Source organism: Actinomadura verrucosospora (genome assembly GCF_039540335.1).
Lineage (GTDB): Bacteria > Actinomycetota > Actinomycetes > Streptosporangiales > Streptosporangiaceae > Spirillospora > Spirillospora verrucosospora.
Window position 1 is genome coordinate 277,832 of the sequence record NZ_BAABEV010000001.1, and the last position, 21,708, is coordinate 299,539.

Here is a 21,708-nt window from a genome sequence, read left to right on the forward strand (position 1 = left end):
CGTTGTCCGCATTCCTGCGTCCATCCCTGTCCGGCCGAGACCGCGCGAGACAAGGCGATGGGACTCCAGCGAGGAGGCACCATGACCCACGTCGAGCAAGAGTCCACCCCGCAGACCCCGCCCGCGACCGCCGATCCCGCGCCCCTGGGCCTGGCGGCCTTCGCCCTGACCACGTTCCTCCTGTCCGTGAAGAACGCCGGATGGACCGACGGCACCGACGCCTGGCTGGGCTACGCCCTCGCCTACGGCGGCGTCATCGAGATCCTGGCCGGCATGTGGGAGTTCCGGAATCGCAACGTGTTCGGCGCGACGGCCTTCTCGTCCTACGGCGGCTTCTGGCTCGGCCTGGGCCTGTACGTCGTCCTGATCGCCGGTGAGGCGACCCCGGCCCAGGAGGCCAACGACCTCGGCTGGATCCTCCTCGCCTTCGCGATCTTCAACACCTACATGATGCTCTGGGCGACCCAGGTCAACCAGGCCGTCCTGGCGGTGTTCGTCTCCCTGGAGGCCACGGAGATCATCCTGTTCATCGGGAACTTCTCCACCAGCGAGACCACGATCAAGATCGGCGGCTACCTCGGCGTCCTCACCGCCGTCTGCGCCTGGTACGCCTCCGCTGCCGGCATCATCAACGGCATGACGGGCCACACCTTCCTTGGCGTCGGCAAGCCCCTCACGGCCCTGACCTCCCGCTCCGGGCCCTACTCGCGCTGACTCCCGGCGGGCGGCCCCGCGCCTCGAACCCCTGCGGGGGGACGGCGCTAGAGTGGCCTTCGTGACCCCCCGTCCGGACGACCTCGCGCGCCTCGTCGGCGACGATGACCGCGACACCGCCGCGCAGCGCCTGCGGGACGCCTACGCCACCGGGCACCTCACGCACGAGGAGATGGACGAGCGCCTGGACCAGGTCCTCACCGCCAGGACCCACGGCGACCTCGCGGTGCCCCTGGCCGCGCTCCCGGACGAGGACACGGGCGCCACGACCACGATCGGCGCCGCCACCGGACGGATCAAGCGCCGGGGCGCCTGGCGCGTACCGCGCTCCCTCAAGGTCGAGTCGGCCTTCGGACGGGTCCGGCTGGACCTGTCCAAGGCGATCATCGAGCATCCGGTCGTCGCCATCGAGCTGCAGGTCGGCACCGGTCAGGCCAAGATCATCGTGCCGCGCGACGCGGTCGTCGACATCGAGGGCCTGCACACCGGGCTGAAGGACGCGCGCTACACGCCCCGCCGTCCCGCCCGGCCCGGCGGCCCCGAGATCCGGATCACCGGCACCATGGGCCTCGGCCGCCTGAAGATCCGCCACGCCCGCCGCTAGCGCGCCCGCGACCTCTCGACCGTCCGTCACACCTTCTCCGCCTGTTCGAGCCGGGGACGGCGGGCGGCGCGTCCCGCCGGGTGGGGGGTGACGGCCCAGACGGCGAGAGCGCAGAGGGCGAGCGTCGCACCGAGGACGGTGGAGCCGATCCAGCCGACGGCGTCGAACAGGGCCGTGGTCGCGGCCGCTCCCAGAGCCGAACCGAGGGAGTAGAAGACCATATAGGCGCCGATGGTCGTGCTGGTGCGGTCGGGGTAGGCGGTCGTGAGCGTGTGCTGGTTGCTCACGTGGACGGCCTGGACGGCGAAGTCGAGCAGGACCACGCCGAGGATCAGCAGCGGCAGTGACCAGGGCAGCTGTCCGATCGCGGCCCAGGAGGCGATCAGGAGCGCGAGCGCGATCCCGGTGACCCGGCGCGCGTGCCCGGCATCGCCCCAGCGCCCGGACCGGGCGGCGCCCAGGGCCCCGGCCAGCCCGGCGACGCCGAAGAGCCCGATCTGCGCCTCGCCGAGATGCCACGGCGCCCCGGCCAGCGGCAGGGCCATGCCGCTCCACAGGGCGCCGAACGACGCGAACAGGAAGAACGCGATCAGCCCGCGGCCGAGGAACACCGGCTGGACGAAGAGCCCGCCGAAGGACCGGAGCACCTGCCCGTATCTCGCCGTCCCGGACCGGACGTCCGCGGGCAGCGCGGTGAGGGCGAGCAGCGCGAGGACTCCCGCGAGGGCCGCCAGGGCCAGGTAGATGCTCCGCCACCCCCACAGGTCCGCGAGGACTCCCGCGACGACGCGCGCACCGAGGATGCCGATCACCACGCCCGAGGTCACGATGCCGAGGTTGCGCCCGCGCTCGCCGGCCGGGGAGAGCGACGCCGTGTACGCGACGGCGGTCTGCACCACCACCGCGAAGACCCCCGCCGCGGCCAGCCCGGAGAACGCCGCCCAGGCGGCCGGGGCGACCGCGGTGATCGCCGTCCCGGCGGCCACCAGGGCGAGGTGCGCGGCGATCAGGCGCCTGCGGTCGAGCATGTCGCCCAACGGCACCAGCAGCACCAGTCCGGCCAGGTAGCCGAGCTGCCCGGCGGCCACGAACCAGCCGAGCGAGTCGACCGGAACGTCCAGATCGCTCCCCATCGCGCCCAGCACCGGCTGCCCGGCGTAGACGCTCGCCACCGCCACCCCGCACACCGCCGCCAGCAGCAGCCTCGTCGTCCAGCGCACCGGCCCACCTCCGATTGGTTTCATTTTGAAACTCTGCGGAGCGTAGGTCAGAATGGTTTCATTACGCAACTCCTTGGAGGGGTGATGGCGCGCGACGAGACCGGCGGGCGGAGCCCCGCGTGGACGGACCCGGGCTGCCCGGTCGCCCGCACCGCCGACCTGGTCGGCGACCGGTGGAGCCTGCTCATCGTCCGCGACGCGATGGACGGCGCCCGCTCGTTCACCGACTTCCAGCAGCGCACCGGCATCGCCCGCAACATCCTCAGCGACCGGCTCCGCAAGCTCACCGCCCACGGACTGCTCACCCAGGTCGACGCCCCGTCGGGCAGGCGCCGCCTGTACGCGCTCACCGACGCGGGCAGGGACCTCTTCCCCGTGATCGTCACGCTGCGGCAATGGGGCGAGCGCCACGCCTTCGCAGCCGGCGAGGAGCACTCCGTCCTGGTCGACGGCGACGGCGCCCGAGTGCCCGACCTCCTGCCCGTGTCAGCGAACGGCTCGCCGCTGACAAGCGACACGACCTCGGTACGACGTCCCGGCTAGGCAGCGGAACGACTCGCTGTCTCGCCTGCCCTCCGCAGGCCCGGGACGAGCTAGCCCGGGGCGTGGATCCACTTCGCGAGGGTCGGAAGGTAGCCCGGGGCGAGCACACCGTCCCGCCGCACCCGATGGTCGGCTCCCGCGAACACCTGCACGGTCAGCGACGCCCGATGATCGCGGTCGGCGTCACACGCGGCCTCGCCGAACAGCCGGACGCTGGCGGCGACGGGAACGAGCTCGTCGGCACCGCCGAAGATCGCCAGGTGCGGGCAGCGCAGCCGAAGCGCGTCGGGCAGGGGATCGTGATCCTGCTTCCGCTTGAGGAACTCCCAGCCATCGGCGTCGACATCCGACCAGAAGGCGGCCAGGGCCGGGTGCCCTGCCTCGGCGACGATCCGAGTGGCCTCGGCGAAGCCGGCACCACGCCGGCCCGCTTCCACCAGCCGGTCGTAGAACGCCACGACGGAGTCCACGTCACGCTCATGACGCGAGCCGGACGCTCTGGCAGCGGTGGTCCGCGCGTAACGTTCCTGTTCAGCCGGGGTGACGCCAGGGCAGCTGTTGGTGACGACCCAGGACGGCGCGCCCCGGGCGGCCGCGCGCAAGGCCACCCAGCCGCCCTCACTATGGCCGAACAACCCGGCGGCCTCGTCCGGCACCTCCGGCTGGGCGCGCAGAAAGCCCAGCGCCGCCAGCGCGTCGGACGCCAGGTCGTCCATCGTCGCCGCGCACCACCGGCCCGACGACCGCCCCACCCCGCGCTTGTCGTAGCTCAGGACCGCGACCCCGGCCTCCAGCAGATACCGGCGGATCGGGCGAAAGGAGCCGTCGTTGTCCCGGTCGGACGGCCCCGAACCCCCGTCAAGGACCACGCCCGCCACTGCTTCACCGCCCGGAACCCCGAGCAGGCCGGCCAATGTGACGCCCTCGGCTCCGAACCTGACCTCGCGCACACGCCATTCGCCCGGCATGCCCTCAGGCTAGGACGCCGGGCCGGTTCAAGACCGTCTGCGAAGCGTCAGCGCACGGAGTCGGCCGCCACGCCCTGGCCGCCGATGGTGGGGCCCGCCGGCCAGAGCGCTGCGAGCTCCGTGGGCGTCAACGGGTCTCGGTAGGCGGCGTGGAGGACGGCCGTTCTGGTGGCCTGGTCTGCTCGGGCGAGGTTCGCGAACCAGTCGATTCCGGCGGGGTAGGCCCACAGGTAGGAGCGGAGTTGGGGGTCGGCTCCCCTGTCGGTGAGGACGTCGGCGATCGCGGCCTCGGTCGTCCAGGGCATGCGCGCACGAGCGCGCTCGGCCAGTTCGCCGATGCCGGCACCCCGGTTGAGGTCCACGTGCAGTTCGGCGCGTACAAGCTGGTTGTAGTGGTCGAACTTGGTGCGGGCGACCATCAGCTCGTCATCGGGGGCGATGAACAGGGGGAGCGCTTGCGCGAGCCCTTCGAGCAGGACCTGTTGCGGCGCGTGCACCGACATCAGACGCACCCAAGGGACCTCCTGGGCAGCGGCTCGCGCCGACCAACTCGCGCTCTGGAGGCCGTGGCCGAGCACCTCGTGCAGAGCGAACTGGCGAGCGGCGACCTTGGTGAAGCCGGCGCGCCGAAGGTTGAGGCGCAGCCGGACGTCGGCCCCGGAACCGTCCAGCCAGTACGCCCAGTAGGCGTCCACCTCGGCGGTCTCGATGGTGAGGTTGAACGGCGCCTCGCTACCTGTGGCCTGACGGACGGCGGCCTCGTAGTCCGCCGCGGCCTGCCTGATCGCGTCCGGCGCCTCGCCGGCCTCGATCGGCCCCTCGACCGCCCTCAGCTCCCGGACGGTCTCCGAACCCCACCCGACCCCGACGGCGCCGAGTGCCTGGCGGGCCTGGTCGCCGCGGTAGGCGACGTAGTCGTCCCGCCACCCGACAGCGACGCACCCTTGAGTGGCCCGCACATAGTCGCCCAGCGGCGGATGCTCCCCCAGCAGGGCGCCGAGATAGGCGAGATCGGCGGTCAGGCGCGCGGTGAGCCGGTCGGCGCCGGCCCCGACGGTGCGGACGCGCAGGTCGGACAGAGCCCGGTAGACCGCAAGACGGCTGGTCGCAGCCTCGACGGGCGCGGCGGTGGGCGCGCAGTCGAAGTCGATGACGGCCACCGGCCCTCGGTCGGCCTCGTAGGCGTGCCAGCCTCGCAGGACCGTCTCGATCTCGTCGCGCAGATCCACCCATCGCTCCCAGCACAGCGTCACGCCCGGCACCGGCGCGGCGGCGGCAACCTGCCGTCCTTGCCATCGGCTTCCCGACGAAACTATCCCCGGCCGGGTTCTCCGTCTCGCCGATCGCGCGTTCGACGGAACCCGGCCGGCCGCCGATCCACAGGCATCGCCAGGTTTCTCGAGGTGAACGGCACGGTCACGATCAGCAAGGGCGGTCGCGCGAACATTTCCCTCCCCGGCGGTGTCACATGGGCTGAGGGGCGGGGTCGTGGATCCGCCCCCCGGACGAAACCATCAAGAGTGGGCACATTTCAGGCCTTGCTATGTGTTTTCACTCAATGACGATGAGCGTCCGGCCGTATCCTCAACAGTGCGGGAACGTCGATGAGTGCTGGGCAGAACCCCTGGGGACCGTACGGCGGCGGACCGCATCCCCCCGCCCGGCCGCCGCAACCGCCGGGCCGCGGGATGCCGCCGGGCCCTTGGCAGTACGGCGGCGGCCCCCAACCGGGCTGGGGACCCCCGCCCGGACCGCCGCGCCCGCCGTCCCGCAGGCGGCGGCTGTTCCGGCTGCTCAACCCGGTCATCGCCGGACGCCAGGTGGCCAGGCCGACGCGCCCGGACCGGGTGGACGATCCGGCGGTGCGGAAGGTCCAGGTCCTGCGCGCGGTGGTCGGTCTCGTCGCGGTGGTGTGGATCACGGTGGCGTACCGCGTCGCCTCGGACGCCCAGTCTCTGGCCTACCAGCGGGCGGACCAGATCGTGACGTCCGCGGCCCTGCTGCCGGCCACTTTCCCGATCGTCGTCGGCGCGTTCATCCTCGGAAGCCGCCCGCACCTCCGGGCCCTCCACCTGCGGCGGACGCTGAAGCCGCTCGGGTCGCTGCTGGCTCTGGGCGGCACGGTGCTGTTCTTCGTCGTGCTCACCTCCGTCATGCCGGAAGGCGGCCTCATCGGGGATGACGAGCAGCCGTCCCCGGCCGTCTACGCGAAGCTCCTCGTCATGGTCATCATCGCCCTCGTGGCGCTCTGGGCGATCGTGTTCGTGTTCTTCGGCGCCGCCGTCGCACTGGTGCACGTGTTCCGGACCGCCGACATCCACGAGGTCCTGCCCCCGATCATCGCGACCGTCCTGGTCTGGGAACTCGCGATCATGGACCTGTTCTCCCACGACTACGACGGCCTCCCGGTCCCGGCGCGGCTCGCGGTGATCTTCGGCGGCCCGCTGTCGGTCACGCTGGTGAGCCTCTGGGAACTCCGCCGCCTCAGAACCCGCCACCACCTCACCGTCCGCCGAGCACTGGGCCGCTGACCCCAGAGCGGCCTTGGCCCCGTCCGCACGCGACCGAAGCCCGGTTCGGACTCGCGACGCGACCTCCACGCGAGCCCGAACCGGTGTCTCCCGCTTCGAGTGACGCCCCGGGCAACCGGTTGCGCGCGGGCTACTGTTGCTCGTCACCGCCATCGACGAACAATTCGCTGCCGGTGACGAAACTGCTCTGGCCCGAGGCGAGGAAGAGCACGGCGCCGGCGACCTCCTCGGGACGACCAGGCCGGCCGAGCGGAAGGGCACTGCCCAACTGCCGGACGAGCCCGTCGGCCGAGGCGGCGTCGGGCGCCAGGCCGCGCAGCCCCTCGGTGTCGATCGGCCCCGGCACGATCGCGTTCACCCGGACGCCCCGGTCGGCGAGCTCGACCGCCCAGGTGCGGGCGAACGACCGGATCGCGGCCTTGCTCGCCGCGTAGACCCCGAACGCCGCGGTGCCGCTGGTGGCCGCGGTCGAGCCGGCCAGGATGACCGACGCGCCCGGGTTGAGCAGCGGAAGAGCCTTCTGCACCGTGAACAGCGTGCCGCGCACGTTGATCGAGAACGTCTCGTCGAAATGCTCCGGGGTGACGTCGGCCAGGGTCGCGAACGTCCCGCCGCCGGCATTGGCGAACAGCACGTCGAGACCGCGCCCCTCCCCGCGGATCTGCGCATAGAGCTCGTCGAGGTCCTCGGCGCTCGACACATCCGCGCGAACTCCCCGGCCTCGATCACCGAGTGCCTTGACCGTCGCATCGAGTTCCGCCTGCCTGCGGCCGGTGACGAAGACGAACGCGCCCTCGTCCGCGAACCGCTGCGCCGTCGCCCTTCCGATGCCCGACGTGCCCCCGGTGACCAGGGCCACCTTGTTGTCCAGCTGTCCCATGACTACTCCTGTTCCAGATATCAGACCTGCGTGGAAAGCAGGACCTTGGTCCGCAGCCCACCGTTTTCCATGCCGCGGTGGACCTGCGCGGCGTCCATCAGCGGGGCGACGCTCTGCGAGCGCAGCGTCAGCCGCCCGGCGGCCAGCAGTTCCATGACGGCTTCCAACCGCGACGTGATGCGTGGCCCGTCCGGCCCGGACAGCCGGACGGCGAAGTCGGCGGCGTGCGGATCCGAAAGAGTGACCACCCGGCCAGGTCCGCCGGCCAGCTCGACCGCGGCACCGAGGACACCTGCACCGGAGACATCGATGACCGCGTCCACCGACGGCACGACGGCCCGGACGTTCGCCACCAGCTCGGGCCCGTAAGCCACCGGAGCGGCGCCCACACTCGCCACGAGGTCGAAGTCCCCGGGACGGACCGCGGCGATCACCTCCGCCCCGCGCGCGACGGCGAGTTGGCTTGCGATCAGCCCGACCGACCCCGCCGCGCCGACGATCAGCACGGTCTCGCCCGCCGCGACGCCGACCTCGTCCACGACCCGTGCCGCCGCCTCCCCAGAGGCCGGCAGCGCCGCGGCCGCCTGGGCGCCGACCGACCGCGGAACCCGCACCCAGTAACGGGCCAGCACCTGCCCGGCGTAACCGCCGAGTTCGGGCAGGAAGACCGCGACCGCATCACCTGGCCGCACGTCGATCACCGAGGAGCCGACCGCGTCCACCACCCCGGCCGCCTCGAACCCGAGCACGGAACCCGGACGGGCACCGAACGCGCCCTTCAGGCGGCCCGACCTGATGGCCAGGTCCGTCGGCCCGACCCCGGCGAACTCCACGTTCACGCGGATCTGCTCCGCCCCCGGCGGACCGATCTCGACCTCACCCGGAACCAGCCCGTCCGGGGAGCCGTAGTCGCTGAGCACGACTGCCTTAGTCACATCTACCTCCTAGATTTACGTGATATGTCACGTATCGCGGTTAACACGGCTCGTCACGCACTTGTTCCTGGAGATGCGGCATCGGCTAGCCTGAGCGCCGCGCCACGTAGAGGAGCCCGCATGCCGAACGACCTGGGGGACAGCGCGGACGAGCCGGCCCGCAGCGAGCTGACCGCCGAGCAGGAGGCGACCTGGTTCGCCTACATGCGGGTGGCGCTCCGGCTCAACTACGAGATCAATCGCGAGCTGCAGGCCGACGGCGGCCTCTCCCACCAGGACTTCCACGTCCTGAACGCCCTGGCCGACTCCGCCGACCAGCGGCTGCAGCTCAGCGACCTGGCGGTCCGCATCGGCTGGGAGCGGAGCCGGGTCTCCCACCAGGTGCTGCGCATGGAAGCACGCGGCCTGGTCGCGCGCCGCCCGTCGAGCACCGACGCCCGAGGGACCGACGCGGTCCTCACCTCACAGGGCCGGGACGCGCTGCGCCGGGCCACCCCGGGCCACGCCGCCCTGGTGAAGCAGATGTTCTTCGACGGCCTCGACCCGACCCTGCTCGGACCGCTCCACACCGCCCTGGACCAGATCCACGAACAGATCCTCGCCCACGGCACACTCCCGCGCCCCTCAGGCCACCAAACCCGCTGGACCACCACCAACAAGGCCTGACCCACACAGAGACGACCACACGCCCCTACCAGGCACAGCACACAAAAGGCCCCTTCCGAAACCGGAAGGGGCCTCTAAGCCATGTGCACCCGAAGGGATTCGAACCCCTAACCTTCTGATCCGTAGTCAGATGCTCTATCCGTTGAGCTACGGGTGCCTGCCGGAAGTACTGTACCGGCTCCGGGGACCTGACCGCGAATCGGTTCACGGATGCACGGAGCCCGCAGTGTGACTTGAGTCACGGAACCCTTGGTGGGGTAGCTACGCCAAAGGGGTGATTAGGGCGGGTGTGACCTGGGAGGGTGTAGCCCGTTCGCAAGCCCAACCCCCTGAAGGAGAATCCCCATGCGCATGTCCGCCACCAAGCTGGTCGGCGTCCTCGCCGTCGGTGGACTGATGCTCGGTTCCACGGGCTGTGGCGCGGTCGACGCCATCGCCGGCGGGAAGAAGAAGACTGCCTGCAAGAACATCGAGACCGAGCTGCGGAGCTTCTCCACCGGCGGCATGTCGATGACGACGCCGGGCGGCGCCTCGGCCACCGCGCAGAAGTTCTCGGACACGGCCTCCAAGGTCCGGTCCGAGGGCCAGAGCGCCGGCGGCGACGTCGAGACCGCCGCGACCGCGTTCGCGGGCGACCTGGACGAGACCGCCTCGATGCTGCGCCAGGTGCAGTCCGGCAGCACGACCCCGCGCCAGCCCGACCTGGCCGGCATGCGGCAGCACGGCAACGACCTCGCCGAGGCCTGCGGGTTCACCGGGTTCCGGCTCGGCGGCTGACGCCCGGCGCGACCCGCTCCCGCGGCCCCGGGAGCGCGGCGCCGGGACGTGTTTCCGACTATGCTGTCGGAGCCGAGGGTCAGGCTTTGCCGGTTGGCTCGCCGAACCGGTAACCTGTCCTGGGCCTGACGGCTCCTGGAGGATTCGCCTAGTCCGGTCTATGGCGCCGCACTGCTAATGCGGTTTGGGTGCAAGCCCATCCGGGGTTCAAATCCCCGATCCTCCGCCACACTGACCAGGGACTTCGTCCAAGATCTAGATCTTGAGCGAAGTCCCTGTCGCGTTTCGGACGCCCGTTCTTCCTGGCCTGGTGTGCACGGAATGTCGTCGGAGTGCTTTCGTCACCGGACGATGCGGATGCCGGCCGTCTCGTCTTTGATTACCCTGCGTGTTGACCGCGCCGGTTGCGCCGGTCCGCAGGAGAGATCACGTTGGCGACGTCGGGCGTGGCCGAGAGTTTCGCTGATCAGTTTCATGTTGACGCCGACCGCGACCCCGTCCACGCCCGGCTCGCCCCGCATGTCCGAGCACATGCGCAGTGGCATCGTCATCCACCCCCGCGGCGACCACGACTCCACCGGGAGCCCGGCCGGTCACAGACCGGTCAGACGGTCAACTGTGCGCGTCACGCGATCAACTGCGGCGGCGCGGTGGAGGCGAGACTGGAAGGCATGTCCACGCCTCAGTCCTCGCCGCCGTCCGCAGACACTTCGCCGCCCAAGTCCTCGGCGCGGTCCGGCGGCTCGACGAACTGGTCACCGATCGTCGCGCTCGCTGCCGGGATCGCGGTGCTCGTCGGTAGCGAGTTCCTGCCGGCGAGCGTGCTGCCCGCGATGGCCGGCGACCTCGGGGTCAGCGAGGGCACCGCCGGGCTGGCGGTCGCGGCGACCGCGGTCGCGGGCGCGATCACCGCCCCCAGCATCGCGGTGCTGCTGCCGCGGACCGACCGGCGCACGGTCCTGACCGGGCTGCTGGTCGCGGCGGCCGTCTCGAACCTGGCGGTGGCGGTCGCCCCCGGTTTCGCCGTCCTGCTCCTCGGCCGGCTCGTCCTCGGCGTCGCCATCGCCGGGTACTGGTCGTTCGCGTTCGGCGCCGGGACCCGCGCCGTGCCGGGACGCGACAGCGTGGTGTCAACGTCCATCGCGCTGGGCGTAACCCTCGCGACGATCGGCGGCGTCCCGTTGGCGTCCCTGCTCGGCGACGCGGTCGGCTGGCGGTTGGTGTTCGGCATCGCGGCGGCCCTCGGCATTGCCGCTGCCCTGGCCGTGGCCCTGACGTTGCCGCCGGTACCCCCGCACCCGGCCGCCGGAATGGCGATGCTGCGGGCGGCGCTCACCAACCGGTGGCTGATGGCCGGGGTGCTGGGCGTGGTCCTGGTCGCGTTCGGCAACTTCGCCGCCTACCCCTTCGTCCGGGTCGCGATCGAGGACGTCGACGCGGGCGCCACGGTATGGCTGCTGCTGGCCTGGGGCGTGGGCGGGTTGGCGGGCAACCTCGCCGCCGGGCGGTTCGCGGGACGGCTGCGCGCTGTGGTCGCCGCAGCACCGCTGCTGCTGGCCGGCGGCCTGCTGGTCACCGCGACCGCGCCATCCCTGCCGGTGCTGGCCGCGGGGGTCGTCGTGTGGGGCCTGGCCTTCAACATGGTCCCGGTCGCCACCCAGCTATGGGTGACCCGCGTCGAGCCCGAACGCGCCGAGTCGGCCCTTTCGTTGCAGGTCACCGCGTTCCAGGTGGCGATCACGCTGGGGTCGGCGTCAGGAGGCGCGCTCCTGGACGCCCGCGGCGTGCAGGCGGCCTTCCTGCTCGGCACGGGGTTCGCCGCGGCGGCCGGGCTGCTTTTCGCCGCGCTGCGCGTCCCGCGCGGGTGACGGCTCCCGCCAGGCCTGCGGCGCGACGCCGTGGTGGGACGAGAACGCCCGGCTGAAGGCAGCGGTGGAACCGTACCCGACGGCGGACGCGATGTACTCCACCGGACGCGAGGGGTCCGCGAGCAGCCGGCGCGCCTCCCGCATCCGGATCTCCCGGAGCACCTCCGCGGGTCCGCGGCCGAGTGCGCGGCGGAACCGCTCGCCCAGGGCGGAACGCGACAGATGGACCAGGCGGGCCATCCCCTCGACGGTCCACGGCTCGGCCGGGCGGGCGGTCACGGCGGCCACCACCGCGGTGACGGCCTCGTCGGGAGGTCCGGCGTCGCCGCCCTCGTCCTCCTGCCAAGAGGTGGTCATCGCCGCGCCGATCAGGTTGCCGTAGCTGGCGGCGAACAGGGTCGGTCGGCACGCACGTTCGAGCGGGCACTGCGTGACGAGCGCCATGACGCCGCCATGCCGGATGCCGAAGCCACGGACCACCAGCGGGCTGGGCAGCCGACGGACCGGGACGGCCATGCGCAGGTCCGCTACAACCAAGGCGGACTCCTCGTGCCGCTCCGACGCGGTGAGCCGGTAAGCGGTGCGGGCGTCGATGAGGACGGCGTCCCCCTCCGCGAGCGACTGCGCCTCGAACGCCACCTCAAGCGTGAGTTCGCCCTCCAGCACCAACGCCCACAGCGGGACCGGCCGTTCGGTGAGCACCGCGCCCGCCGGCAGCTGGACATGGTCCATGCCCGACATCTCCCACGCCGGTTCCGGGGAGGAGGTGCCGACGTCGTCTGCCCGTGAGATATCCACGATGTTCGCCACGTGAGCTGAAGCAGAGACAAGACGGCGGCCTATTCCCGCGCGTCCCGGATGGCGTCCCGGTTGGCGAGCCTCGACTGGCTACGGGAGTCGACCTGGTGATTACAGTGAGTGCTCGGATGGCGAGGTCTACCTTCGGCTCCAACGACGGTCGGTGAGCACAAGGTGCGCACGAACTGTAATGGATCACGGTGGATGAGGCTGCATCATGTGGTCGCTGACCTGCGGGAACGCGAATTCGCCGGGATGGAATCATCACATAGCACGCCAAGAATGGCTCTGCTCATGCGGTTTGGGTGCAAGCCCATCCGGGGTTCACATCCCCGATCCTCCGCCACTCTGACCAGGGACTTCGTCCAAGATTGTGATCTTGAGTGAAGTCCCTGTCGCGTTCCAGAGGTGCCAATGGGCCAACCCCGACAGGATGACCGGAGAGTCCGGGGCTTGGACGCTCCGGGCGTCCTGTGGCTTCAGCCCCGCGTCATCACTGCTGGGGTGGCTGCGGCATGTCGGCTTTCGACGGCACCACTAGGTCTTTGTGGACGACGGTGAACCCGCCGGACAGGACGGGGGAGAACGGGGCCGGTGCCATCGCGGTGCCGACCTGCTCGGGTTCGTAGGTCTCACCCTGGGGGTTGACGAGCATGTTGGCGTACTCCCAGGACATCCCGATCCTGTCTTTGGACCGGCCTGGCTTGCCACCGTGGTCCCGGCCGGCGTCGTAGACGCTGAAACCCTTGGTCATACCGACCCATGGCGGGCCCTCGCAGCCCTCGGGGGTCGGGGTGTCCTCCACGCACCACGTCTTGACGATCTCGGCGGTGATCGTGGCGTAGCCCGGGGAGGTGATCAGCGAGTCGGCCCGGCCGATCGCGTAGAAGGTCCGCTTCCCCGGAGCGAAGTGGTGCTTGATCTTCACCGTGCCGGTCGCATCGTTCGGCGACCCGGTGATCGTCGCCCCGCCGGGGAGAACGCGGTGGTGAGTGAACGGAGCCTGACGGACGTCGAAGGTGAAGAAGCGGCGGTCCTTGTCGTCCTTCGGCAGGAACGTCATCCGGAACTCGCCGGACCCGGTGACGCCGGCGACCTTGGGCTTGTTCGGCTTGATCTTGGCCTGGACCGCACCTGTGGTCGCGGTGACCACGGCCGCAGCGGCCACGCCCGCACCGAGAACAAGGACAGCGGCCTTACGTGCGCGCTTCACGATCATCTGGGAGTTCTCCTTCTATCTGATGTTTCGTCGCTGAGCGGTGATGCAGGGGAGGTGATCGAGTCCGCGGACACCGCCAGAGCTGGGCGGTGGCGTCGAAACTCCCGGGCGTGGGCCCGGTCCATGCTGAGAGCCGGTCAGGCCGCACGGCGTCGCCGGTAGTAGTGGACGGTGACCGCGATCAGCAGCGGGCCCCAGAACACGACCGGTGCGAAGGAGGCGTTCATCAGCCACGCCCATGCGCCGGTCGGGGAACCGGAGCTGCGATGCGTCCAGGTGTAGAAGTAGCCGGCGGCGTACAGCAGCACCGCCATCGCCCCCAACGTCGCGGAGGTGACCGCGAACCGCACCGACACGCGCTTGCCGCCGACGAACCCCATCCAGCGGGGGAACCGCTCCCCCCACGGCTGGATCAGACCGAGGGTGGCGAACGATGCGACCTCACTCAGCAGGATCAGGGCGAGCACGTACGCCGAGCCCCAGCCGGGGACGTGCAGTTCCACCATCGCCTCGTCGGTGAAGCCCATCCCGAACCCCCACGCCATCGGCAGCCGCCACAACGCCGACGGCAGCGTCGTCAGGGCCGCCGCGTGCGCCGCCCAGCGCGCCCATCTGGGCACACCAGGCACGGTGCGGAACCCCGCTTTCCAGCCGCCCCGCTGGACTTGGACGCCAGCGGACGCCGTTTCGATAAGGGTCGTGGTCATCGTGGCTCCTTGAGAGTGGCGCTCCGGCTCCCGATCCCGGCATGAACGACTTTGCTGGGATCGGGGGCCGGATCCCTCCCCCAGCCGGGTGGGCCGTGCCGTCCCGTCTCCCCCGTGAGAGCTACAGCCGCACGTCCCGCCTGACCAGGGATGACAAGGGGCCAAGAAGACCAGCTCGCCGCGCCACGCGGACGCGGGCGTCGTCGCCGGCCGGGTCAGCCGGGCGGCCATCTGCTGCCAGGCCGCGTCCAGCGCCACGAAACCCCGCTCCACATGCGAACCTGGACAAGCGGTCTGAACGTAGTGGCAGCGCCTCCGAAGGCGATCAACGCTCCTCCCTCAACCCCAGTTCGGGGGCGTATCCGACGGAAATTCCTACAGGGGAAGGCGGACGGGCGTGGGGTCTTCCCTGTGAGGTCGGTGGGGTGCGGCGGATCGCCGGGTCCTTGCTGTCCCCCACCGCCACCACCGCGCCGCCCACGTCCGTTGAAAGAACTGCCCACGGGTTCAGGGGCAGGCGGTTTCACCGGGATGGTTCGGTGGCTGCCCGGGCATCTCGGGAAACCTAGGTGTAGGTGTCTGCGGTGGATGAGGAATGCGAGGCGCCCCCGCGTTTCGCTGATCATCTTTAGGCCGACCTTGGCGAGCGGCGCCAGCGTGGCCGCTCCGTGGAAGCGGATCGGCGGCAAGGCGCTTCTTTCTCGGTCTCTGGGTTGCTGGACTGGGCTGGAGGCGCCTTGGCTTGGGCCCTGGTTGCGTGGCGTGTCCCGTGATAGGGAGCGAGTATGGCGCTGCCTCGCCCGTTCAACACTGAGATCTATGTCCACCCGGACATTGCCGGCCTGGAAATCACACGGCTGGCCGCTCGCCTGCCCGAGTGGGCGGGACGGCAAGCCACTGAGCCGGCCGACCGGCCTGCCGCCGAGGCGGCGATCCGCGGGTTGTACGAACTGGTCGGCGCGCCGCAGCCTCGGCTGGTGTGGATCGATTCACCTCGCGGGGATCCCGATTGGAACTGGAGTGAGTTCGGCTCGCCAAAGCCCCAGGCGATCGCGGCCGCTCACGGTGTGCCGGAACCGGGCGAGTTCCTCCTGACCCTGCTCAGCGGTCATCGGGGAAAGAGGGACGGATGGTTTTTCCGTAAACGGCGACGGGAGGTCTGGAAACGGAGGCTGGCGCTGTGGAAGGAACTCATCGAGTCCTGCGGCGGCTGGTGGCCCTTCAAGGAGGTCTGCCTGGTGTGCGAGCGGCCCGCTCAGATCCGTCTCGCCAAGGCGCCAAGGTCCTTGGAAGGCCCTTTGGTGCTGCACTGCCGCACAGGTCCGGCTTTAAGTTACCGCGACGGCTTCCACCTGTACGCGCTGCACGGAAGGGTCGTCCCCGACGACGCCATCAGCGGCGAGCGGACAGGGGCCAGTCGGCCGTCCGGATTACCGGACAACCTGGCGGAATTGATCGATGACAGCAGTGCCGAGGCCGTCGCCCGGCTCGCCGGCAAGGACTTGCGTGGGGCCGACCTGCGGGGCGTCCGGTTCCCCGAGGGGACCGACCTCATAGGCGCCGACCTCAGCGGAGCCGATCTGCGCCATGCTGATCTCTCCTGCGCCGATCCGGGCGGGGCCCCTGTCCTGGGAGCCCGGTTCGCTCGCGCCAAACTCGTCGGAGCGGATCTACGCGACGCCGACTTCGGCATCGTCGGCGATTTCGTCGGTGCCGACCTGACCGATGCCGACATGACCGGCTCCTACTTCGGCGGCGCCCCCGAGATCGGCACCTCGTGCTTCAATGACGCCAAGCTCGTGCGGACCAAGTTCATCGGCGCCCACCTGGTAGGAGCCTATTTCAGCGGCGCCGACCTCACCGGGACGGATTTCACCGGCGCCCGCCTACACTACTCTTCTGGATCGATAGACTCGAGCTACATACTGTCGCGCTTCGCTCAGTGCACCTGGGACTCCACGACGAGATGGCCGGACGACGAGATGGCCGAGGCCGTCCGCCGGGTATCCGACCCCATCGACCAGGAGACCTTTCGAGTACGCAAAGAGCCACCAACTCCACCCGGACGACGGGAACCCCTCCCTCAACCACACCCCCTTCCGGAGGGCGACCCCTTTTTCGACATCGGCCACTAATTGGCAGTCGTCAACATCCTGGGTGGATGAACTCACCTGGCCGCTTGCTATTGCGCTAACCACTGAGCCACACACGCGCCGGCAGCGTGACGACCGCGCATGGATGATCGGACGATCTTCGGGGTTTTGGGTCTTGACGGATCTTCAGAGGATGCTCAGACTCCTGCATGGGAGCGCTCCCACACTCCGGCTCGCTCGTCCCGCTTGGCCGGATCGCTCCGTGATTCCTCATGGGCGCGCTTCCTCCACCACCCCGAGAGTCTGGAGTACCGGATGAGACGCGGCATCGGGATCCTCGCCACGGCCGCGACGAGCATCGTCGCGCTTCTCGCCCCGCCGGCGCAGGCGTTGGAGCACGACGATCCGCTGGCCGGGAAGGCCAGGTTCTACGTCGAGCCCTCGACGAACGCCGAGCGACAGGCTGACGTTTGGGCGGCCGCGGGGCGCGATGCCGACGCGGCGCACATGCGGGCCCTGTCCAAAGTCTCGCAGGCGATCTGGTTCACCAGCGGCACCCCCGCTGAGGTGCGGACGGCGGTGCGGCAGACGATGATCAGAGCCGCCAAGCAGCACGCCGTTCCGGTGCTGGTCGCGTACTACGTGCCGGGCCGGGACTGCTCGCAGTACTCAGCGGGTGGCGCTCCGACCGAGGCCGCCTATCGCGCCTGGATCGACGCCTTCGCCAAGGGAATCGGCGGTGGCCGAGCCGTGGTGATCGTGGAGCCCGACGGGCTGGCGCTGCTGTCCAGCGAGCCGTGGTGCAACGAGGGCGGCGGCGGTACCACTGGAACGCCGGAGGACACCGCCCGGGTCGACGAACGCTTCCGCGAGATCAACTACGCGGTCGGCGCCCTGCAGCGGCTGCCGCGCACCGGCGTCTACGTGGACTCCGGACACTCGGACTGGCAGCCCCTCAACGACTACGACGCCGGATACGGCGAACCGCGCGCCCAGCTCGGCATGGCCAGCCGCCTGCTGAAGGGCGGCGTCGCCAAGGCCGACGGCTTCGCGCTGAACGTCTCCAACTACCGCAGTGACGAGGAGTTGGTCTCGTACGGCACCAGGCTGTCCAAGTGCCTGCGCTTCCGTCAGGAGACGGGCGCGGCCAGTTGCTCCGACACCGACCTGGCCACCGTCCCGGACGATCCGCGCGAGCTCACACACTTCGTCCTGGACACCAGCCGCAACGGCCAGGGACCGTGGACGCCTCCGGCAGGCAAGTACACCGACCCTCAGGTCTGGTGCAACCCGCCGGGCCGCGGCCTGGGCGCCCGGCCCTCGACCCGCACCGGTGATCCCCTGGTCGACGCGTTCCTCTGGATCAAGCGTCCCGGCGAATCCGACGGCCAGTGCACCCGCGGCACCGCCGGTCCGGAGGACCCCGAGTACGGCGTGGTCGATCCTGCGGCCGGCGCCTGGTGGCCCGAGTACGCCTTGGGCCTCGCCCAGCGAGCCGTACCTCCTCTCCGCTGACCGGCCCGAACCCGACCTGCGTGACGCGGTCAAGGCCGCCCGAGCTCCGCGACCCGCCTGCCCCTTCCGGAGCACGGGCGGCCTGCGCTCAGGGCGTCACGACGGGGGAGTTCGGCTCGGGGTCGTCGATGACGGCGAGCAGCCGGCGCAGCGCGGCGCCGTCGCCGGTGGTGCCGATGCCGGCGGCGTCCTGTCCGCCGGCCAGGGCGAGCAGCATCGGCTTGGTCAGCGACAGGGTCAGGTCGGCGCCGCCCGCACCGTCGGGATCTTCCGGTGCATGAGCGCCCCGTTGGACAGCGACATGCGGTACCGGTCACCGGAATCGGTGAACTCCCAATCGATGATCAGGTGCTCGTTCCAGGTTTGGGGCCGTTGACGCGGATGGCGAGCGAGTCGAAGACCTGCTCAACGTCGAGGCCCGCCGCCATCCCACCGGAGATGCTGGTCGGAACCGGCGGGACGCCGCTGAATCAGAACGAGAAAGAATGGGCGCTGTGGTAAACGGCCACGCCGTAACCGATTGCGGTGATCACTACCAGGCCGAGCGCTCCGAGAAGGAACCCGGCCACGGTACATGAGACCGGACGCTTGGCGGGGGCCCACAATGGTCCCCACACCCAACCGAGCACAGCACCGAGCGGGGGGAGCCCGAACACGGCGACCGCCCCTAGCAGCACGCCCGACTTGGTCCGGTGATTGCCGCGCCAGTCGGTCCCACTGAGATGATGTGCAGCCGATGAGGCCGCCTCGCACCATGCCACGATGAAGACGAGCCAGATGATCAGGGCGATGACCAGCATACCGATCATGTCCTTGCGCCAGGTCTCCACGGTTGGCTCCCGGATGTAGCACAAGATCGCCCACGCCGTGCTCGTGCGGCGCGGCACGCTGACTCATCTCGGCGCGAACGGCTCACGCGCATACCGCATCAACGGTAGGAGATTCGTGAACTGATCCGAAAGGTCGTCCAGGAAAAATTGACCTGACAAAGGCCAAGTGGCGCAGGAGCAGCTACAGCGGTGCCGTCCGGTCCGCCGCCGACGCGCACTGACCACCAGTCGCCCACCCTTGCTGGCCGCCCGTTCCGCCGAGGAGCGGCGAGTCGTGGAAGATTGCAGGAGGAGAGGCGCGTTACCTGGGAGGGGCGATGCTGTTCAGGCGGGAGGTCCTTGAGGGGATCGCGGGCGGGCGGATCGACCGGGTGTTCCGGGTGTGGGCCAAGCCCCCGGTCCGTGCGGGGAGCACGCAGCGCACCTGGGCGGGGATCATCGTCATCGACTCGGTCACGGCCGTCACCCCCGAGGAGATCACCGAGGAGGACGCGCTGCGTTCGGGCTTCGACAGCCGCGCGGCGCTGCTCACCGCCCTGTCCAAGAGCACCAAGCAGGGCGGCTACCACCGCGTCATGCTCCGTCTGGGCGGGCCCGACCCCCGAGCGGAACTGGCCGGGAACGCCGACCTGACCGACCAGGAACTGGCCGACCTCAAAGCCTCCCTCGACGCCATCGACACCCGCAGCCGCCGCGCCCCCTGGACCCGCGAAGTCCTCCGCCTCATCGAGGAGCACCCCGGCCTGCGCGCCCTGGACCTGGCCGAACGCCTCGGCCGGGACAGACTCCCTTTCAAGGCCGACGTCCGCCGCCTCAAAGCCCTCGGCCTCACCGAAAGCCTGGAGACCGGGTACCGCCTCACTCCGCGCGGCAAGGCCCTCATGGCCTACCTACGGTCCTTGACCGAATGATCTGATCCCGGGTTCTGCGAGACGCTGCGCGGCCTTGCCGCCTCCCTGCGACGGGCCGGGGTGTGGTTAACCGAACCCCCGGTCCGCCTGCTTCCACGATCGACCCGGCGGCGCCTCCGGGACGAGTCTGGAGACATCCGTTCACGCAGTTCGGAAGGTGTCTCATGGCGATTCTCGTTTCCCGCGTCACGCGCCGGTCCCGCTTCGGCTCGTCGCTCTGGCGGCGTTCCGCTTACGCGTTCGCGGCCCTGCCTGCGGGGCTTGCCTCGCTCACGGGGGCGCGGGTGCAGCCTGCACTCGCGCACCGCCTGCTGGACGTGCCGTCCGCGCGTCCCGGACGGTTCCGAACGATCCTGCACGCCCTCCTCTCGCTGCCGCTCGGCGTCCTGTCGCTCCTGGCAGGCGCGTACGGGTGGGGGATCGTCGTGCTCAATCTGTTCTACCCGGCCCGCTGGCTCATCGGGATGGGCGGTTCACTGAGGGACGCTTGGGGCGGCCCGACGCTCGCCGGTGCCTGGGCCGTCCACGCGACGGGCGGGCTGGTGATGCTGCTGCTGATGCCCGCCCTGATGAAGGGCATCACGACGTTGCAGGCCCGCCTGATGGTCCGCGTCATCGGCAGGGCGGACGGGACAATGGGGCGATGACACAGGTGCTGAGGGCCCCGGCCGTCCACCGGGCCTGGTCGGAGGCGCTCTACCTGCTCGCCGGCGCCCCGATCGCCCTGGCCGGGGTGTACTACGCGGTGTTCTCGGGCGCGTTCGGCATCGTCATGTCGGTCACGCGGCTGGGCGCCGCCGCGACGGCGGCGGTGCTGCGCGGCGCCTGCCGGTTCGGGGAGTTGCACCGCCGGCTCGCGGCCGTCCTGCTGGACGAGCGGGTGCCGGCGCCGGGCCAGCCGCGGTCGCGGGCCGGGCTGCGGGCCTGGGTGCGGGACGCACACGACGCCACTGGGTACCGCGCGTTCCTGCATCTGCTCGTCCGGTTCCCGCTGGCCGTCCTCGGCGTCGTCGTGGTGCTCGTGACCTGGGTGTATGGATTCCTCCTGCTGACGTATCCGATCCAGCTCCCCCTGCATCTGAACGAGATCACCACCCGCGACTCGGGCGGCAGGGTCCGGCACGGCCTGGTCGTCGGCGGGTTCTACTTCGACACCTGGCAGCGCAGTCTGCTGGTGGCTCTGGCCGGCGCCGTCCTGCTGGCGTTGGCGCCGCGGGCCGTGCGGCTGGCCGTGCGTCTCGACCTGGCGGTGCTGCGGTCGCTGCTCGGTCCGCGGCCGGACGACGCGCGCATCCGCGACCTGGAGCTGAGCCGGTCGTACGCGGTCGAGGACGCGGCGGCGACGCTCCGCCGGATCGAGCGGGACCTGCACGACGGCGCCCAGGTGCGGCTCGTCTCGCTGACCATGACCCTGACCGCGCTGCAGGAGACCCTCCCGGCCGACACCCCCGAGCCCGCCCGCGAGCTGGTCGCCGCCGCGCGCACCGGCGCGCGGGAGGCGATCGCCGAGCTGCGCGAACTGGTCCGCGGCATCCATCCGCCCGTCCTGGACCAGGGGCTGGACGCGGCGCTGGCGACGCTCGCCGCCCGCAGCCCCGTCCCGGCGGAGCTGGAGACGGACCTGCCGGTCCGGCCGTCCGCGGCGATCGAGTCGATCGCCTACTTCTGCACCGCCGAGCTGCTGGCCAACGCGGGACGGCACGCGGCGGCCGACCGGGTCGCCGTGTCCGCCGTCCAGCCGGGGGACGGCACCCTGCGGCTGTCGGTCACCGACGACGGGAAGGGCGGCGCGCGGGCGCGTCCCGGCGGCGGGCTCGCCGGGCTGGCCGAGCGGGTGCGTACGGTGGACGGCGAGCTGTCCGTGCTGAGCCCGCTGGGAGGACCGACCACCGTGACCGTCACGCTCCCCCTCACCACCTCATGACCGGT

Annotated in this window: 22 protein-coding genes, 2 tRNA genes and 2 pseudogenes; 13 read left to right on the top strand and 13 right to left on the bottom strand. The window is 70.8% G+C overall.

The window, feature by feature from the left end:
• Positions 1-81 precede the first annotated feature (81 nt).
• On the top strand, positions 82-714 hold the full coding sequence (locus ABD944_RS01415; RefSeq protein WP_345171454.1) for an acetate uptake transporter: 633 nt from the start codon (positions 82-84) through the stop codon (positions 712-714).
• 61 nt (positions 715-775) lie between these two features.
• Entirely contained in the window at positions 776-1,318 is a 543-nt protein-coding gene (locus tag ABD944_RS01420; protein WP_345171456.1) for a DUF1707 SHOCT-like domain-containing protein, read from the top strand.
• 26 nt (positions 1,319-1,344) lie between these two features.
• Here ABD944_RS01420 and ABD944_RS01425 read toward each other — a convergent pair whose 3' ends face one another.
• Complete coding sequence (locus tag ABD944_RS01425) at positions 1,345-2,538, bottom strand: MFS transporter (RefSeq protein WP_345171458.1); 1,194 nt, start codon at positions 2,536-2,538, stop codon at positions 1,345-1,347.
• 84 nt (positions 2,539-2,622) lie between these two features.
• Here ABD944_RS01425 and ABD944_RS01430 point away from each other — a divergent pair, with 84 nt between their 5' ends.
• A complete protein-coding gene (locus ABD944_RS01430) occupies positions 2,623-3,081 on the top strand; it encodes a winged helix-turn-helix transcriptional regulator (RefSeq protein ID WP_345171460.1) in 459 nt (152 codons plus the stop codon).
• A gap of 50 nt (positions 3,082-3,131) precedes the next feature.
• On the opposite strand, the gene ABD944_RS01435 is transcribed toward ABD944_RS01430, so the two are convergent.
• A complete protein-coding gene (locus tag ABD944_RS01435; RefSeq protein ID WP_345171462.1) occupies positions 3,132-4,049 on the bottom strand; it encodes an alpha/beta hydrolase family protein in 918 nt (305 codons plus the stop codon).
• A gap of 47 nt (positions 4,050-4,096) precedes the next feature.
• Entirely contained in the window at positions 4,097-5,278 is a 1,182-nt protein-coding gene (locus tag ABD944_RS01440) for a hypothetical protein (protein ID WP_345171464.1), read from the bottom strand.
• Between the two features lie 459 nt (positions 5,279-5,737).
• Here ABD944_RS01440 and ABD944_RS01445 point away from each other — a divergent pair, with 459 nt between their 5' ends.
• The gene (locus tag ABD944_RS01445) at positions 5,738-6,580 is read left to right on the top strand and encodes a hypothetical protein (protein ID WP_345171466.1); all 843 of its coding nucleotides are present in this window, start codon (positions 5,738-5,740) and stop codon (positions 6,578-6,580) included.
• Between the two features lie 130 nt (positions 6,581-6,710).
• Here ABD944_RS01445 and ABD944_RS01450 read toward each other — a convergent pair whose 3' ends face one another.
• Both ABD944_RS01450 and ABD944_RS01455 read right to left on the bottom strand, forming a co-directional pair.
• Positions 6,711-7,460, bottom strand: coding sequence for an SDR family NAD(P)-dependent oxidoreductase (locus ABD944_RS01450; protein WP_345171468.1), 750 nt, complete (start codon positions 7,458-7,460; stop codon positions 6,711-6,713).
• Between the two features lie 20 nt (positions 7,461-7,480).
• Positions 7,481-8,395 carry an NADP-dependent oxidoreductase gene (locus ABD944_RS01455; protein WP_345171470.1) on the bottom strand — a complete coding sequence of 305 codons (915 nt, stop codon included), beginning with the start codon at positions 8,393-8,395 and terminating at the stop codon, positions 7,481-7,483.
• A gap of 120 nt (positions 8,396-8,515) precedes the next feature.
• On the opposite strand from ABD944_RS01455, the gene ABD944_RS01460 reads away from it, so the two are divergent.
• Complete coding sequence (locus ABD944_RS01460; protein WP_345171472.1) at positions 8,516-9,061, top strand: MarR family winged helix-turn-helix transcriptional regulator; 546 nt, start codon at positions 8,516-8,518, stop codon at positions 9,059-9,061.
• An 84-nt stretch (positions 9,062-9,145) separates the two neighbouring features.
• Here ABD944_RS01460 and ABD944_RS01465 read toward each other — a convergent pair.
• Positions 9,146-9,218, bottom strand: a tRNA-Arg gene (locus ABD944_RS01465).
• Positions 9,219-9,406: 188 nt separating this feature from the next.
• Between ABD944_RS01465 and ABD944_RS01470 the strand changes: the two genes are divergently transcribed.
• Together ABD944_RS01470 and ABD944_RS01475 are read left to right on the top strand one after the other, a co-directional pair.
• Positions 9,407-9,838, top strand: a complete 432-nt coding sequence (locus ABD944_RS01470; protein WP_345171474.1) for a hypothetical protein — start codon at positions 9,407-9,409, stop codon at positions 9,836-9,838.
• A gap of 137 nt (positions 9,839-9,975) precedes the next feature.
• Positions 9,976-10,067 (top strand) — tRNA-Ser (locus ABD944_RS01475).
• A gap of 112 nt (positions 10,068-10,179) precedes the next feature.
• Here ABD944_RS01475 and ABD944_RS01480 read toward each other — a convergent pair.
• Positions 10,180-10,383: a hypothetical protein gene (locus tag ABD944_RS01480; protein ID WP_345171476.1), complete on the bottom strand. Its 204-nt coding sequence runs from the start codon at positions 10,381-10,383 to the stop codon at positions 10,180-10,182.
• Positions 10,384-10,509: 126 nt separating this feature from the next.
• Here ABD944_RS01480 and ABD944_RS01485 point away from each other — a divergent pair, with 126 nt between their 5' ends.
• Positions 10,510-11,706, top strand: coding sequence for an MFS transporter (locus tag ABD944_RS01485; RefSeq protein ID WP_345171478.1), 1,197 nt, complete (start codon positions 10,510-10,512; stop codon positions 11,704-11,706).
• Here the strand turns inward: ABD944_RS01485 and ABD944_RS01490 are convergent.
• The 3 genes from ABD944_RS01490 to ABD944_RS01500 all read right to left on the bottom strand — a co-directional run bounded on the left by ABD944_RS01490 (position 11,593) and on the right by ABD944_RS01500 (position 14,430).
• Positions 11,593-12,504 carry a helix-turn-helix transcriptional regulator gene (locus ABD944_RS01490; RefSeq protein WP_345171480.1) on the bottom strand — a complete coding sequence of 304 codons (912 nt, stop codon included), beginning with the start codon at positions 12,502-12,504 and terminating at the stop codon, positions 11,593-11,595. The genes ABD944_RS01485 and ABD944_RS01490 overlap by 114 nt on opposite strands.
• Before the next feature lie 493 nt (positions 12,505-12,997).
• Complete coding sequence (locus ABD944_RS01495; protein WP_345171482.1) at positions 12,998-13,672, bottom strand: hypothetical protein; 675 nt, start codon at positions 13,670-13,672, stop codon at positions 12,998-13,000.
• A 188-nt stretch (positions 13,673-13,860) separates the two neighbouring features.
• The gene (locus ABD944_RS01500) at positions 13,861-14,430 is read right to left on the bottom strand and encodes a hypothetical protein (RefSeq protein WP_345171484.1); all 570 of its coding nucleotides are present in this window, start codon (positions 14,428-14,430) and stop codon (positions 13,861-13,863) included.
• 785 nt (positions 14,431-15,215) lie between these two features.
• On the opposite strand from ABD944_RS01500, the gene ABD944_RS01505 reads away from it, so the two are divergent.
• Positions 15,216-16,565, top strand: a complete 1,350-nt coding sequence (locus ABD944_RS01505; RefSeq protein WP_345171486.1) for a pentapeptide repeat-containing protein — start codon at positions 15,216-15,218, stop codon at positions 16,563-16,565.
• Positions 16,566-16,838: 273 nt separating this feature from the next.
• A complete protein-coding gene (locus tag ABD944_RS01510; RefSeq protein WP_345171488.1) occupies positions 16,839-18,038 on the top strand; it encodes a glycoside hydrolase family 6 protein in 1,200 nt (399 codons plus the stop codon).
• An 88-nt stretch (positions 18,039-18,126) separates the two neighbouring features.
• Here ABD944_RS01510 and ABD944_RS01515 read toward each other — a convergent pair.
• From ABD944_RS01515 to ABD944_RS01520, 3 genes and pseudogenes are all read right to left on the bottom strand, one after another.
• Positions 18,127-18,285, bottom strand: a pseudogene (locus tag ABD944_RS01515) (alkyl sulfatase C-terminal domain-containing protein); the annotation flags it as partial.
• Positions 18,276-18,395 (bottom strand): annotated as a pseudogene (locus ABD944_RS42350) (alkyl sulfatase C-terminal domain-containing protein); the annotation flags it as partial. The pseudogenes ABD944_RS01515 and ABD944_RS42350, both read right to left, overlap by 10 nt.
• A gap of 113 nt (positions 18,396-18,508) precedes the next feature.
• Positions 18,509-18,868, bottom strand: a complete 360-nt coding sequence (locus tag ABD944_RS01520; protein WP_345171490.1) for a hypothetical protein — start codon at positions 18,866-18,868, stop codon at positions 18,509-18,511.
• A 317-nt stretch (positions 18,869-19,185) separates the two neighbouring features.
• On the opposite strand from ABD944_RS01520, the gene ABD944_RS01525 reads away from it, so the two are divergent.
• From ABD944_RS01525 to ABD944_RS01535, 3 genes are all read left to right on the top strand, one after another.
• Positions 19,186-19,779: an ASCH domain-containing protein gene (locus ABD944_RS01525; protein WP_345171492.1), complete on the top strand. Its 594-nt coding sequence runs from the start codon at positions 19,186-19,188 to the stop codon at positions 19,777-19,779.
• Positions 19,780-19,943: 164 nt separating this feature from the next.
• Entirely contained in the window at positions 19,944-20,426 is a 483-nt protein-coding gene (locus ABD944_RS01530; protein ID WP_345171494.1) for a hypothetical protein, read from the top strand.
• The gene (locus ABD944_RS01535) at positions 20,423-21,703 is read left to right on the top strand and encodes a sensor histidine kinase (protein ID WP_345171496.1); all 1,281 of its coding nucleotides are present in this window, start codon (positions 20,423-20,425) and stop codon (positions 21,701-21,703) included. The genes ABD944_RS01530 and ABD944_RS01535 overlap by 4 nt, the downstream gene beginning before the upstream one ends.
• Positions 21,704-21,708 lie beyond the last annotated feature (5 nt).